Source organism: Apibacter sp. B3706, assembly GCF_011082725.1.
Taxonomy (GTDB): Bacteria; Bacteroidota; Bacteroidia; order Flavobacteriales; family Weeksellaceae; genus Apibacter.
In genome coordinates this window covers 650,720-665,420 of sequence record NZ_CP049715.1, presented here as the reverse complement: position 1 = coordinate 665,420, position 14,701 = coordinate 650,720, and the positions used below count along the sequence as shown (strand labels likewise).

Here is a 14,701-nt window from a genome sequence, read left to right as displayed (position 1 = left end):
AATAATTCTTTTTATAAAAATACTTTAATATTATATTTGAAAAATATTTATGTTTTTTTACATGAAAAAGATATTTTTAATTCTTTTTTTATCCCTACATTCAGTTTATTTATTATCTCAGGAATCTCTGACTAATCAAAAAATTGTTTTTAACAATTTTTGGGATAACTGGTTTTTAAATTTTGGTGGCGGAACCGGTGTATATTTTGGAGGTAAACAACATAAAGAAGCTAATTTTATTGAAAGACTTAACTGGGCAGCTACATTAAATACCGGAAAATGGTTTTCTCCCATTATAGGTGCAAGATTGACATTTCAGGGAGGAAAAAAACATACTTTTAATGTTAATGGTAAACCCGTGTTCGATATTAACGGTGAACCTATTGATCTAAATACTCTTGACCCAAGTAAAATACATCACATGTCACGCGGATACTATATCACAGTACATGCTGATGCTATGTTTAATTTTTCAAATTTATTTTACGGATATAAAAATGATAGATTATATAATTTAATTACGTATGCCGGAGCCGGTATTGGTACGGATAGAAATGCCATAGACAATAATTCACCGGTTATTGTTCTTGGTTTGCTTAATACTTTTAGGATTAATGAAAAATTAGCTATAAGCTTCGACATATCCGGTCAAGTGGTCCAATCCAAATTTAATGATGCTCAATATCAAAGAAAGTGGGTAAAATCATATAAAAAACAGGACTGGGATTGTATTGGTTCCATAAATGTCGGATTAATTATAGGTTTAAGTCGTAAACAAAAATTTGATAAAATAAGTTGCGACACACTAATTATCAATAAACCCGAAAACAACATTGATGAAATATTATTAAGCAAATTATCTAAACAAATAGATTCATTAGCTAGGGAGAATAAAAATTTAATTAGAGAATTAGAAATTGCCAGAAATAAGAAACCTGATACTATTTATTCTAAAGAATTTATAATTAAAAACAATCCTTATTCAATACCTTTCGATATTAATAGTAGTTTAATAAAACCTAGACAAGAAGCTGTTATATATGATATCGCTGATTTATTAAAAAAGAATAAAGACTTAAAAGTTGAAATTGTTGGATTAGCAGACAAAAACACCGGCTCACCTAAATTCAATGAAATTCTATCTATTAAGAGAGCAAAAGCGGTTGAAAATAAGCTAATTAAAGATTATGGTATATCACCTAATCGCATAATTACTTTTGGCAAAGGTGATACCGTTCAACCATATCCTAAAAATCAATGGAACCGTGTAGTTATAATAACGCTAGTTGATTCTAATTAGATTTTAATTTTAATTTAATTTAGCTAATCATTAGTAATATAATGATTAGCTTTTCTTATTTCAATCAATTATTTGCCTTTACCTTGAATCATAACAATTATTGTTAAGTAAATGATTTTTAAATCAAAAAAGAAATTTTCATTTTGAAGATACAATAAATCATATTTTAAACGTTGTGACATTTCTTCTACTGTTTCGGCATAGCCAAAATATACTTGCCCTATGGATGTTATACCGGGCTTTACTTTATGTAATTTTTTATAATTGGGATTTAATTTTATTATTTTATCTATAAAAAATTTTCTTTCCGGACGTGGACCTACCATAGACATTTCACCCTTTAATACATTAATAAATTGCGGAAATTCATCAATGCGGTATTTTCGCATAATTTTACCAACAGATGTTATTCTCGGGTCTGAATTTGTAGCCAATTTTGGTCCACTATATTCCGCATCAACATACATTGATCTAAACTTCATTATTTTAAATGGTTTTCCATTTAATCCTATTCTTTCTTGTTTATAAATAATTGGTCCTTTAGATGTAATTTTTATAATTAAGGCTAATATTGGTAATAACCAACTTAATACAAATGTGATAAAAAATAGTGAAAACGCTACGTCAAATAATCTTTTTAGAATTTTATTAAATATATTTGATTTTTTTCTATAAATATATATAGGAAATGTTCCGTAATAGCTTATGATTGAATTATTATAGAACTCATAGGATATATCCGGAATAATATAAATCAAAAATTTACTTTCTGAAAATTTGATAATGGCATCCTCAACTTCTTTACTTAATTCTCCGTTTAATGAAAAAAATAAAATGTGTATGTTATGATCTCTTATAAATGAGTCTAATTTATCAAAATCGTATTTATATTGATTTTTTTCTCGGGGAACTTTAACAAAGTTCCCATAATTATACAACTTTTCACCATGAAAAAATTGCTTTATAACATTGTTTGTATTATTATTAGAGTCTATAAATACAACCCTTGAAAATTTCTTATTTTGAAATTGATCTGCGATAATATGATGAATAGAAATGCATATAAATATTGAAATGTTATACAGCAATGTTATATCGTTATTAAATAAATATTTACTTTTTAATTCTGAAACAGTAAATACTATAAGTGTAAATATAATTGCCTGTACTAAAACTTTTCTTATTGATTCTAAAAGATTGCTCTTTTTTAATTTATATAATCCGGTTTTTTCTGAAATAAAATACCAACTTATAATTAATAGGAATAATGCTTTATAATGATTTTCTATTAATAATACAACATCCCATTTATCACCTAGTGTTTCATATTGTATTTTTAAAAAATAAAAGAACCAATATATAATTATTAAAATATCAATTAGAAATTGAATCACTGGTATAAATGATTTATAGGGATTCATTACAAAATTTTTTTTGCAGTTTTCTTAATATTCAGATAGTTTTGTATTTTGAAATTCTTTATATTTTTCAAGTACAAAACTTTTAATTTTATTTTTAAATTTTTCTTTAGAAAAATTTAATGCATGATCTCTTATTATTTTATAGTTAAATTCAATTTCAGAAAATTCTTCTATAGCAGATTTTAAATTTTCAACACTATGATTTTTAAAAAATATTCCAGTTACTCGGGGTATGACTGTTTCAAGAGTTCCTCCTCTTGCCAATGCTATGACAGGAGTTCCACATGATTGAGCTTCAACAGGCAGCATGCCAAAGTCCTCATCGGCTGCAAACACAAACCCTTTAGCTCTTTGTAGATAAAATCTTAATTTTTCGTTCGAAACAAATCCTTTTAGTTCAATATTAGATTTAGCGAGTTTTTTTATTTTCTTATAATCCGGTCCGTCTCCTATAACAACTAATTTTTTATTCGGCATGTTATTGAATGTTTCCACTATTAAATCCATCTTTTTGTAAGGAACCATTCTTGAAGCAGCTAAATAAAAATCTTCTTTTTTATCGTAATAGCTAAAGTAATCCGTATCAATCGGGGGATAGATAACTACAGAATCTCTGTTATAGATTTTTTTAATTCTTTTCGCTATATAATTTGAATTGGCTATAAAATGATCTACTCTATTGGATGAAATTACATCCCATATTCTGAATTCATGAAGTACATATTTTGCATATAATCCTTTCAAACCATGAGTAAGTCCTGATTCAAATAAATATTGGTGATATAAATCCCAAGCATATCTTGCCGGCGAATGGCAATAACATATATGCAATTGGTTACTGGAAGTAAGCACACCTTTTGCTGACGAAGAAGAAGAACTAATAATCAAATCATATTTACTTACATCAAGCTGCTCAATGGCTTTAGGATAAAATTGCAAGAATTTTCTATGATTTCTTTTGGCTGTGGGTAATTTCTGTATAAAACTGGTGGTAACCTTTTTGCCATTTAATATTTCTTTTCTTTTAGTTTCATCAAAAGTATCTATTAAAGAAAAAAGATCAAAATCGCTCCATATTTCATTGAGAGCTTTTACTACTATTTCGCCTCCACCTATAGTACAATACCAATCGTGGATCAATGCTTTGTTCATATAAAAACAATGAATATCTAGTTGTTAGCAACCGCAATATATAAAAAATTTATAATAATTGCATAATAATATTTAAATGTTTTTTAGCTGATGCTTCCCATAAATACTTTTTATATATTCGATCTCCTTTATTAATAAGTTCTTTTCGTAGATCTTTTGAAAAATATATCAAACTTATTTTTTCAGAAATATCGTTAATTGATTCCGGATCAAAATATAGTACACTATCTCCACAAATTTCTCTAATAGGTGGAATATTAGATGCTAGAACAGGACAATTTGCTCTCATAGCCTCCAAAAGGGGTAAACCAAATCCTTCATACTTAGACGGAAATATGAAAGCTAAAGCTTCTGAATATAATTTATTTAATTCTATGTCCGAAACAAAGCCTGTAAAAACAACAAATTCATTTAACACGGGATTATTATCAAGTATTTTTTTTAATCGATCTTGACTTCCGTTTATAAATCCGTCTTTTTTCCCAACAATTTTAAATAATGGCTTAGTCGTAATTTCGGAATGTTTTTTTAAAAAAAGAGCATATGCCTCAAGAGCATTTTCCAAATTTTTATGAGGTTTTATATTTCCTACATACAAAATATAAGGGTAAGGAATTACACTCACATTTTTATTATTTTCATCTGATTTCTTATCTGAGATACCATTATATATTACTTCAATTTTATCTTTATATATTGAATGAGTATACTGTAAGAGCTCTTTCTTAGAAAAATTAGATACTGTGATAATTTTATCTGATTTTTTTAAAGCAGCGTTGATAACAGTTTTTGCATATATCTTTTGAAATAGAGATAGATTTTTATAATAGGCTAAATGGTAAGCATCATGTATGGTTGTGATTCTTTTTTCTGAGTGTATAGGAAATAAAGGAATATTAAAATGTGGGGACCAAAATAACTTAGATTTAGGTATAATTCTACTATATTTTAATTGTTCTTGAATAGAATATATTGGTGCATTAAACTCTAAAATGGGTGTATTATATTGCTGTAATTCTTCTTTTTTGCCTAATAATACTACCTCTTCCTTAAATTTATCAATAATATAAGGTAATATTTCTGAAATATATCGACCTATTCCTGAATTTGAAATCATTCTACAGTCTATACATAACAATTTTCTCATATTATAAACATTACTAATTTAATCGCATATAATTAAGTTGTTTATATTAATTTTCAACGACATTATATTTTTAATAATTCTATTGAAAAAATATTTCCATCATTTAATAGTTTATATAGAGTTCATGAGCCATCTATTTCTATATCTGTTTCTGTATTTTTGAACATATAAGAAGATATGAACCAATAAAATGACATAACAGGAATTAATAAAATTGCCCCATCAGATAAACACAGTATTGAATATAATATTAATCCCCAGTACAGATTACTATTATTTTTTTTTATTTTATAAACAATTATAGGTGATGCTAGATATAGTATAAATAATAATAGACCAATAACTCCAAAAATATCAATTATTGAGAGGTAAACAATTTCAACGATACCTTTAAAGGAGCCATGTCCAAATAACGAAGCGTCCTTCAAAAAATTGAGTTGATATCTTCTTCCTCCTAAATTACTATCCATTATAAAACTTATATCCTTATTCATAAATCTTAATAAATAGGGGAAACCAATTATTAAACTTATAACAATAAGGAGTATAATCATTATATTTTTACCTTTTATAAAGTTTTTAAAAATATAAATAATAAAATAGATAATTATCCCAATCCAAATAGTTCTTGATAAAGTCAAAAATAGAGAAATAAAAAACAAACAGCGATATATATTATTTTTTTCATATTTAAAAAACAAAGGTGCCAATATTATCATACATATTCCATACAAATTTCCATTATTATATGTTGAATATAGTTTTGATATACCTGATCTATTATTGTTTTTATCTTCCATATTATCATCTATATTTACTGTAAGATAAGGAATTTCAATATTAATACCGTAACATAATTTACAGAAAAAAAGCAATAAACCGAAAATAATCACAATCCTAATTCCCCAAAAAAATATTCTTGGAAAAGTTTTATTAAACATATCACTATCTAAAATATTATCATATAAAATTAAAAAAACAAATGGTAAAATTAATATGCTTAGACAAAATGATAAAGTATAAGCTAAATCAATTTTCTCCATTCTCAATATTAATATTATAAATGAATAAATAATAAATGGCAATGTTAAAATAAATACATAATATCTATTTTTGTTTATAAATCTTATTTTACCTAATATACAAAGTGGAATTGAAATTATTAACAATACATACCCCCAAGTTATTGGAATGTCTCCAAATTTGAAACCTCCTTTTGGAAATATTATTAAAAAAATTATAATTAATATTATATAAATTTTTTTTAAATAATACATTTTTTAATTTATTATAGAATTAAGATTAAAATTATTTTTAAATTAAATTAAATCCTCAAACTCATTATGAAAATTTAAATTAAAATTTTGACTTTTTTGAAAAATATTTTATTTCTATAATAATTTATATTTAAATAAATATTAAAGTTCATAAGTTAGGTAGTTTAACGAGTGTATACTATTCAAATAAAGTTAGTTTTGTTAAATATTATATTAATATTATTCAAAAATTTTACTTATCATATTTTAAATTTTAGAAAACCTAATATTCGACCTTTTAAAGTATTGAAATATATATTAGATTTGGAAGGAATAATTAGTATTCCTATTATTGATCTTACTATATAATACCAATAAATAAAGATAAATGATAAATTTTTTCTGAGATAAATTTCTTTTTTAAATAGAGCTCCAAATCCTAAACCATATTTATAAGCTCTGTCTGCTGATAATGTTTGTTTATTATAAATATGATAAATCGACGAATTTTTAATAAATATTCCTAAATCTTGTTTTTTTAAATTTGATAGCAAAAAATCAGTTTCTTCACCTGAAGAAAAATATGTTCCTACTCCTAATCTTTCATCAAAATAAATATTTGGATTTTTTTTTAGAAAAAAATTTATTGAAATACAATATTTATATAGTTCATATCTATTAATTGCTTGGCCTTTTTTACTTAGATAACACATATCAGTGTTAATAGTATCAAAAACAGGAAATGCGCATAATTTTAAGTTTTGATTAGACTCAAAAGCATTATTAACTTCCATTAAGACGTTTTTATCATAGTAACAATCATCATCCGGAAAAGCTACTATATTTCCTTGACTTAATTTTATACCAAGATTACGATTATATGAAAGACCTTTAATGTTACTTCTTATGTATTTAATATGTAATGTTTCAAATTTATCGACAATATTTTTAACTAATAAATGCTCATTTTGATCAATAATTATTATTTCGAAATTAGTATACGTTTGAGCTTTAAGAGAATTTAAAAGTATTTTAATTTCATCTACTCTACCTAATGTAGCTGTAATTAGAGAAATTTTCATAGTTTTAGTTTATTAATTTAAATAATCATAATAATTTACCAATTATTGATCTAATTGTTGTAAGAAATACTTTATTATTATTTTTTTTAGCTATTATAATAACACTTAAAATTTTTTTTAATCCATAACGACATGAACCAACAATATCTGCACCTAAAGATAATTTATATTTATCTTTATTTAATTTTGTCAAATAATTATTAATTCTAATTTTTGACATGAATCGTTCATCAAACAAATTTTGATTAAAAGATAAACTTTTTTTATTATAAGTAACACAATATATTGAACTGGTATCAACACATATTTTATCAGCTAATCTTCCGGCATTAATTACAAATAATGCATCGTTTCCTACCTTAACTTCTTCAAATCTTAAATTATTTTTTTGGATAAAATTTTTATTAAACATTTTACTCCATGGTTCCCAATTTTTAAATATTAAAATATCTCTATTTTTTTCAATACTATTTACATATTCATTTAGAGACTCAACTAAATTTTTATTTCTATCTGATTTTTTTCCAGTATCAATATCTATACTAGTTGCCGAAAAATATATGATATCATTATCTGTTTCTAAATATTTGCTAATAATTGTAATAAAATCTGAATTAAAGAAATCATCTGCATCTGCAAATAATATCCATTTACCTTTTACATAAGATAACCCTATATTTCTTGCATACCCTGCTCCTTTTCCTTCTTTAGTAAAATATACCTCAGTGTTTTTTTTATTAATTTCTTGAATTTTTTTTATTTCAAGATCATCACTATTATCATCAACAATTATGATTTGAATATCTTCTCTTTCCGGAATTGAATTTAAACATTGTTTAAGTAATTTACTACTGTTTTTATGAGGTATAATTATTGTATAATTTATCATATGATGAATTTAGTCTATAGATTAGTATATTTTATTAATTTAACTAAAAATTTATCTAAATAAACACTTATTAAATAATTACTACTCATAGGTTTTTTAAATAAATAATATCTTATTTTATATAAAATTCTTTCCTTTTTAAATATTTTTTTTATTTTATTTTCTGAAAATTTATTTATTGCATATTCCACTAAATTTTTATTATTTTTCTGATATGCTTGGTACCAAACATCCAAAAGATAATGTGTGATAAATTTTTTAAGTTGATCTGAATCCGAATCGATACTTAATAAGCCATCAATAGAATCTATTCTATCTTTTAAATTTTTTATACTACCTCCGGTCATAGTTGAATTCTTTCTATATCTTCTGTGATATCCATAGTAGTTTACATAATTTATTTTGTTAGTAGATACAATGCACCTTAACCAGAATTCAACGTCCTCTCCATAAATCCCTTCAGGAAAATAAATTTTATTGTTTTGAATAAATTTTTTAGAATATAATTTTAAACACGGAGAAATAAAATCTTTTAAATATTCAATTTGCTTTCCTTTTTGAATATTGTTTTTTATCGCCTCATTACTAATGTTAAAATATTTTTGAGAAACAATTTTCCCGGAATCATGAAGAAATGAAATAGCATTAAAAATACAAATATGATTTGATTGAATAGAATTTAGTAAAATTTCTATTGTTTGCTTCTCAATAAAGTCGTCTGAATCTAAAAAATAAATATATTTCCCTAAAGAATTATTGATACCAATATTTCTTGCTTTACCTTGCCCACTATTATTAATAGAAAAAACTTTTATCCTATTATCTTTCTTTTTATATTTGCCTATAATATCTGTACTACGATCAGTTGATCCATCATTAACAATTATTATTTCAATGTTAGAATACGTTTGTGTAATTGCTGAATTTAAACATTCATCCAAATACTCTTCTACATTATAAACAGGAATAATTATTGATACTAGTGAATTCATTTTTTGTTTAAATCATTTTATAATAAATAAACTAAGAAAAATAAAGATAAAATAGTTAAAAATCCTTATAATAAATAAGGCTATACGTAACACATACTAACTAATAAAATGACTATCCTTTAAAATTTTGCATTAATTTATTTACTTTATATCATCCTTTAAGAAATTAAGAATTTTTAATTTTATTATACCTTAAAATTTAACTATGTATTCTAAAAAACAATTATCGTAAAATTGAAAAATTGTATCATAAGCTTATCGATTTATCTATACAACATTTCATCCACAATTGAATAAAAATTTAAATACTTATTATTATTTTATCTAATTAATTTTTTTGTTATAAAAACACAAACATTACCCCCTTAATAAGACTTTTATTTCAGAAATATAAATAACTAAAACACGTAAACTTTAATATTTTATTTATTTTCTATAATACTAATATCGCACTTATTTATTTTTAATAATTTAGTTATTAATTCGTTTGAATTTTCATTAAATTTCCTGGCAAAAATATTATCCGATAAAATCAGTTTATCGAAATCACTTATATCCAAAAATGCTGGTGAATTTCCATCCCTAAATTCCCAATCGATGTATCTTAGATTTTGATTAATAATATCTTTAAAATAGGGGGAATTAATTAATACGGTTTGAAAATATATTTCATCGGATGCAAACGTATACTTCATTCGATCTAACAAAGAATTGTTTTCACTTGCTTTTATAACATATTGCAAAACTTCCCTTGTAAGACTCCACCAATTGCTTCCTCCAAATAATTTAGGCAAAAGTGGAGAATATTTTCTTTTTATTCCCATAGCTTTTTGAATGTAGACAATGTTTCTAAGCAATCTACCAATACCAAAATTTCTAGCATTTACTTTATCATAAAAATTGTAGTAATAAATACGATCAAATCCCCCATTTCCATCCCATACTTTAATAGGTAATTCTTTATAATCTAAATAATTCTTATTCTCTTCAGCTAATTTATAAAAATATTGTACGGGTTTTATTGGAAAATCTTGCTCACTAATTAAATGGAAATATGTATTATCCTTATTCTCTAAAGCTTTTTTGACCAATTGTAATGTAACCTTAACTATAGATACTCCACCCCAATAAACTTTATATTCTTTATAAATATTAACATTTTTATTCTTAATGGCATAAAGAGCTGTTAAGTCGGCCTTACTTTTTTTATCTATGTGAATATAAAACTGAAAATTATCATCAAAATAATTTATAATTCTAATTATATTATCAATAGATTTATATCCAATAATTAATATAGCTTGTTTCATGTAAATTTTTTATTTAAACATTAAATAAAAGTCCATAATTTAAAATTAAATGTTATTTATATAATTAATTTTTGAGTTATTAAAGATGATTTACAGTTTTAAATATACTTATAGATAAATAAACAACAGTTTCATTCTCATTTAAAAAATTTTATTTATAATTAATTTTATTATTTTTTTTCTTATATTCTTATCAAATAATACAAAATAACTCAATAAAGGGATTATTAGTACTGATAATAAACAGGTTGAAATTAATCGAATCCATCCTTCCGGAAAACAGTTGTGAAAGTAATTTAGAATTATTGAAGAAATTACAACCATAATCAAAGATAAAATTGCATTTTTTAAAGATATAATACCATAAGAAAGTTGAGGTAATAACTGTTGCAAAATTATGGTTACTGCAAAGTAAATAAACATCATTAAAATGATATTTATTATATACGAAATTATAGGCGAATATCCCAATTTAAAAAAAAGATACGAAAAGGGAATGACTAATAAATAAATAGTTCCAGTAATAAAACTTAAACTTTTTATTTTTCCTGTTGCATGAATGGCAAAAACCATAGGCGAACATAAAGTGTATATTAAACTTGGTATTAAATTTAATTGAGTAAAAATTAGGGCATAATTAGGAACCTTTTTCAACCAAAGATTTAGAATAAAATTACATTCTAATATAAAAGGAAGTTCTAAAATATACATTAAAATAAAAGCAAATTTTGATGAATTATTCATTAAATTTTTCATTTTTTCTAAATCTTCAGAAGCATAATATTTTACAACTTGCGGACGCACCGCCGACAAAAAGCTGCCGGAAAAACTATTTATGGCACCTTGAACTTGATTAGCTATTCCATAAGCAGCATTAACTAATACCCCAAAAAATAAATTAAAAAGCATATTTACACCTTGTGTTTTTACAATTACACTCATATTTCCATATAAATCCCAGGAGGAAAAATTTAACATGGGTAAAATAACTTCCTTGTGCCATTTAAATCTAAATTTAAATGGGCCTATAATATTTATACAATATATTCTATAGATTACAGTAATGATAGCTGATACGCACATTACTAAGAAAGCATATAAAATTAATTTATCATAGTTAATAATATTTAATAATAGAATAATTATAAGCTTCAATAAACTATTAAAAGTTTCTATAAATGCGTATATATTCATTTTTTCATAGGCTATAATCATTGCATTATATGGTACTTGAACAATACTAATTATAGTGGTTATAATTGAAAATTGATATACACATTGTGCAGCATATAGTTTAGTTGGACTAATAACTAATTTATTATTCATCCACCATAAACCAAAAGTTTCCCCTAAAATAAATATGATTCCTGCTATAATAATATGTACAGTTAAAGAGGCAGTAAAAGTTTTTAATAAACTATCCCTATTACCTTTCCCAAGTTCAAAGGTTATAAATCTTGACGTTGCACCACTCATGGATGCATTCAAAAAACCAAACATTACAATTACTCCTGCTACAATATTATATATCCCATAATCCTCAATACCCAATGTATCTAAGATTATACGAGAAGAATATAAGTTCACTCCCATAGTGAATATCATCCGGATGTAGAGAAAAAGCGTATTTTTTAATATACGTTTATTATTAGACATAAATAAGTAGTTAGTTAATTTTAGCTGTAGTTTAAGTTTTATGAAATGATTTTAAATAAATTACATACATTTATCTTTTTGATATTAATAATTTAAGATTGTGATATATAGTTTTTAAAAAATTTTTTAAACCAAGATTTTTTGGAATCACTATAACCGTATTTATAATTTTGTCCATAACCATAACCTTCTTTTGAATCTACAGTGTTAATTAAAATAGCTGTTTTATGAAGATTTAATTTACCTTCTTTTTGCAATTGCACTAAAATATCCAACATATTCTTTTGCAAATAATTAACCCTTATAAGATATAACAATAGATCAGCCTGATTATTTATCAATAAGGTATCCGTTACCACCCCTACCGGAGCTGTATCAACAATAATATAATCATAATGTAAACGACCAAAATCAATTATTTCAGAAAATTTTCCATTCATCAATAATTCTGAAGGATTTGGTGATATTTTACCGGAAGGAAGTATGTCTATTTTTGTAGTAGTTGTGGATTCATTATTATAAGAAATTGAGGTAATTTTACTGTATAAATCATCGATAGTGATATTTTCCGACAAGAAATCAGTAATACCTTCCAATTTTTCTTTAATACCTAAATTTTCTCTGACTTTAGGTTTACGAATATCAGCTTCTATCAATAACACTTTTTTGTTAGTTAACGCTAATGTATATGCCAAATTTATAGCAGTAAAGGTTTTACCTTCTCCACTAATAGTAGATGTAATGTAAATACATTTCGATTGAAACTGTATTTCAGGAAGTAAAAAATTAATATTTGTACGCAATATCCTAAAAGCCTCTGCAGAAGATGAATTTATGCTTTGAATATCAACTACATTAGATTCTGCTTTAGGAACATATCCTATAAATGGAATATTTGAAATAACTTTTTCAATATCTTTTTTAGATTTTACTTTATCATCAAAAAAGAAGCAGATATATAAAATTCCCACAGGAATTATAAAACCTATAATTGAAGATAGTAATAAAATAATTGACGACTTAGGATAAATTGGATCATTATAATAAAAAGCTTTATCTACTACTTTCACTACATTGGGTGTGGATGCCGTTGCAATCTCCGTTTCTTCACGTTTTTTAAGTAATAATAGATATAATGCCTCAATAGTTTGCTGCTTTCGAAAAATATCTCTAAAACCCCTTTCTTTAGAAGGCAATTCTGTGATTTTATTTGAAACATGTCCCATTTGCTTTTGCAAGTTCTTAATGGCTATGCTTGTAGTATTTTTATAATTTTTTAAACTATTTCTTAAATTATTATTATAATCACGAATTTGTAGATCTAAATTTTTAACTATAGGATTTTCCGGTGTTGAACTTTTTAACAAATTATCCCTTTCTAATATTAATTTATTAAATTCTTGTGTAGAGGAAATAAGAGATGCATCAGTAAGTCCAATATTTGATGGTAATAAAGAACTATTATTATTTGAAATAAATTTTTCCATATAATCAATCAAACTTAATTGTATTGAAAACTGTTTTATTTGTTCTTCTATTCTCGAAGATTCTTGAACATCTTTTATTCCTTCGGTCTCTACATTAAAAATTCTTTTACCAGATTTATACTTTTCCATATTATCATCTGTAATACCTAGATCTTTTGATATTAATGATAATCTATCATTAATAAATGATACAGTATTTTGTCCTATCTTATTTTTATCATCTTTTATATCTTCTTGAAGTTGTAAAACTAATAGATCAATTATATTATTAGCATTTTCAGGCAAAATACTTTGCATTCCCAAATTAATAATATTACCATTTTTGGAAATATTTTCTACTTCCAATGAATTAATATATTCTAATGTAACATCTATAATCGGCCTAATGGATATAATCGTTTTATCATCATTGGATGACAATAAATTGCGATAAAATATGATATTACCAAAAGGAAATTTAACAGGTTGTCCAAAATTTCCTTCAAATTCGATGTCAGTATCAACATCTTTACAAATAAATTTTTTATTATCAAAAATATTTACTTCAAGATTTACTGATTTATCTATTAAATATTTTGATTTTTCATCAACGAACTTTATATAAATGTTAGCATCCTTCTTATATATTTGTTTTGATATAAATCTATTATTCTCATAATATTGTACATTAAGATCTAATTTATCAATTACTTTTGACAATAAACGACGAGATTTTAACATTTCAATCCAATCATTTATATTACTTTTTGATAATTCTGATAAATCAGATATTTCAGATAATCCTGATAAAGTAAAATTATCATGACTTCCAACATTTATTAAAATTTTAGATTCAGATAAATATTTTTTTGGAGTAAAATTTAAATATACTTTACCTAATATAATAGCTAATATAATCGATAAAACAATCCATTTCCAGTATTTTAAATAACGATAGGTTAACTCTTTTATATCTAAATCCTCATCATTTTCTAAATATAAATTTTTCTGATTTTTTTTCATTATATTA

11 protein-coding genes are annotated in these 14,701 nt (G+C 24.2%); 1 reads left to right on the top strand and 10 read right to left on the bottom strand.

The features are described 5' to 3' along the window. Positions 1-61 precede the first annotated feature (61 nt). The gene (locus G8C41_RS02950) at positions 62-1,300 is read left to right on the top strand and encodes an OmpA family protein (RefSeq protein ID WP_160566494.1); all 1,239 of its coding nucleotides are present in this window, start codon (positions 62-64) and stop codon (positions 1,298-1,300) included. A 68-nt stretch (positions 1,301-1,368) separates the two neighbouring features. Here G8C41_RS02950 and G8C41_RS02945 read toward each other — a convergent pair whose 3' ends face one another. The 10 genes from G8C41_RS02945 to G8C41_RS02900 form a co-directional block, all read right to left on the bottom strand. After that, on the bottom strand, positions 1,369-2,721 hold the full coding sequence (locus tag G8C41_RS02945) for an exopolysaccharide biosynthesis polyprenyl glycosylphosphotransferase (RefSeq protein WP_166006056.1): 1,353 nt from the start codon (positions 2,719-2,721) through the stop codon (positions 1,369-1,371). Between the two features lie 24 nt (positions 2,722-2,745). After that, the gene (locus G8C41_RS02940) at positions 2,746-3,873 is read right to left on the bottom strand and encodes a glycosyltransferase (RefSeq protein ID WP_105297823.1); all 1,128 of its coding nucleotides are present in this window, start codon (positions 3,871-3,873) and stop codon (positions 2,746-2,748) included. A 49-nt stretch (positions 3,874-3,922) separates the two neighbouring features. Beyond that, positions 3,923-5,020 (bottom strand): glycosyltransferase family 4 protein, encoded by a 1,098-nt coding sequence (locus tag G8C41_RS02935; RefSeq protein ID WP_221411735.1) that lies wholly within the window; start codon positions 5,018-5,020, stop codon positions 3,923-3,925. A 122-nt stretch (positions 5,021-5,142) separates the two neighbouring features. Further along, positions 5,143-6,297 (bottom strand): hypothetical protein, encoded by a 1,155-nt coding sequence (locus tag G8C41_RS02930; protein WP_166006055.1) that lies wholly within the window; start codon positions 6,295-6,297, stop codon positions 5,143-5,145. A 239-nt stretch (positions 6,298-6,536) separates the two neighbouring features. Further along, on the bottom strand, positions 6,537-7,358 hold the full coding sequence (locus G8C41_RS02925; RefSeq protein ID WP_166006054.1) for a glycosyltransferase family 2 protein: 822 nt from the start codon (positions 7,356-7,358) through the stop codon (positions 6,537-6,539). Positions 7,359-7,383: 25 nt separating this feature from the next. Continuing rightward, positions 7,384-8,247 carry a glycosyltransferase family 2 protein gene (locus G8C41_RS02920; RefSeq protein WP_105297827.1) on the bottom strand — a complete coding sequence of 288 codons (864 nt, stop codon included), beginning with the start codon at positions 8,245-8,247 and terminating at the stop codon, positions 7,384-7,386. A gap of 14 nt (positions 8,248-8,261) precedes the next feature. Next, the gene (locus G8C41_RS02915) at positions 8,262-9,239 is read right to left on the bottom strand and encodes a glycosyltransferase family 2 protein (protein WP_166006053.1); all 978 of its coding nucleotides are present in this window, start codon (positions 9,237-9,239) and stop codon (positions 8,262-8,264) included. A gap of 422 nt (positions 9,240-9,661) precedes the next feature. Next, on the bottom strand, positions 9,662-10,549 hold the full coding sequence (locus G8C41_RS02910) for a beta-1,6-N-acetylglucosaminyltransferase (protein WP_166006052.1): 888 nt from the start codon (positions 10,547-10,549) through the stop codon (positions 9,662-9,664). A gap of 141 nt (positions 10,550-10,690) precedes the next feature. Then, entirely contained in the window at positions 10,691-12,142 is a 1,452-nt protein-coding gene (locus tag G8C41_RS02905) for a polysaccharide biosynthesis protein (protein ID WP_166006051.1), read from the bottom strand. A gap of 155 nt (positions 12,143-12,297) precedes the next feature. After that, positions 12,298-14,694 carry a GumC family protein gene (locus G8C41_RS02900; RefSeq protein ID WP_166006050.1) on the bottom strand — a complete coding sequence of 799 codons (2,397 nt, stop codon included), beginning with the start codon at positions 14,692-14,694 and terminating at the stop codon, positions 12,298-12,300. Positions 14,695-14,701 lie beyond the last annotated feature (7 nt).